Origin of the sequence: Pseudomonas sp. K5002 (assembly GCF_013386655.1) — a bacterium.
In the GTDB taxonomy this organism is placed as follows: Bacteria; Pseudomonadota; Gammaproteobacteria; order Pseudomonadales; family Pseudomonadaceae; genus Aquipseudomonas.
Genome location: NZ_JACARK010001494.1, coordinates 1 through 1,011, shown reverse-complemented (window position 1 = coordinate 1,011; position 1,011 = coordinate 1). Strand labels below are relative to the sequence as shown.

Here is a 1,011-nt window from a genome sequence, read left to right as displayed (position 1 = left end):
CGGGCGGCGCCGGGGGTGAGCGCGGCGTTGATGCACACCGGCGTGGGCATGAGCGTCGGGCCGGCGATGGCCGAGCGCAATATCACTGAGCTGTGGGGGAGTGCGTGATGAAAGCAGAGCAGGCAATCGCCGAGGTCTTCGGCCTGTACGAACAACACGGCACCGCCGATTACATTGGCGAGCCGGTCTCGCAGATCGAACACATGTCCCAGGCCGCGCAGTTGGCCATGGCCGAAGGCTTCGATGATGAAGTGGTGCTGGCGGCGTTCTTCCACGATATCGGGCATATCTGCGGCCAAGGTGGCGAGAACATGGGCGGTTATGGCGTGGTCAGCCATGAACGGCTGGGCGCCGATTATCTGCGCCGGGCGGGCTTCAGCGAGCGCCTGGCAAAACTGGTGGAATACCACGTGCAGGCCAAGCGTTACCTGACCTTCAGCCAGCCGGACTACTATGCGCGGTTGAGCGAGGCCAGCCGCCGCACCCTGGGTTACCAGGGCGGCGTGATGACCGCCGAGGAAGCCCGGGCGTTTGAGCAGGACCCGTTGTGTGCCGTCAGCCTGCGCATGCGTCACTGGGATGAACAAGCCAAGGAAATGCACGTGCCGGTGCTGGACCTTGAAGTGCTGAAGTCCAAGGCCCGGCAACTGTTGGCGGCTTAGGTCTCGTCCAGGCGCTGGGCCAGGGCTTCGATCTGTTCCTGGCGTTCGGCCTGGCTCAATTTGGGGTGCGGGTTGAGGGACGACCATTGCGGATGAGCCCGGGCCTTGTTCAGGGCTTCGGGCAATTTGCCTTCGCGCCAGGTCTTGTCCTGTGGCGTGTCGACCTTGATGCTGTGGATCGCGGCATGGCCCCGCAGGTTCAGGGCCTTGAGCAGTTGCCGCTGGCGCAGGGCCAACAGGCGCAGCACGCTGTCGTCGACGGTCAGCTCGCGCTGGCCCTTGATCTTGCCCAGCAGGCGGCTGCCATAACTGCGGGCAGTTTGCAGCGCGCCTCCCGCGATGGCTCCGG

General features: G+C 64.9%; 2 protein-coding genes. One reads left to right on the top strand and one right to left on the bottom strand.

Translation table 11 applies throughout. From position 1 onward, the window contains the following. Positions 1 to 107 precede the first annotated feature (107 nt). Positions 108 to 662, top strand: coding sequence for a phosphonate degradation HD-domain oxygenase (locus HX846_RS37465; protein WP_102604113.1), 555 nt, complete (start codon positions 108 to 110; stop codon positions 660 to 662). Here the strand turns inward: HX846_RS37465 and HX846_RS37460 are convergent. After that, positions 659 to 1,011: DUF3482 domain-containing protein (locus HX846_RS37460; RefSeq protein ID WP_178967493.1), on the bottom strand; the 353-nt coding region annotated here is incomplete at its 5' end. The genes HX846_RS37465 and HX846_RS37460 overlap by 4 nt on opposite strands.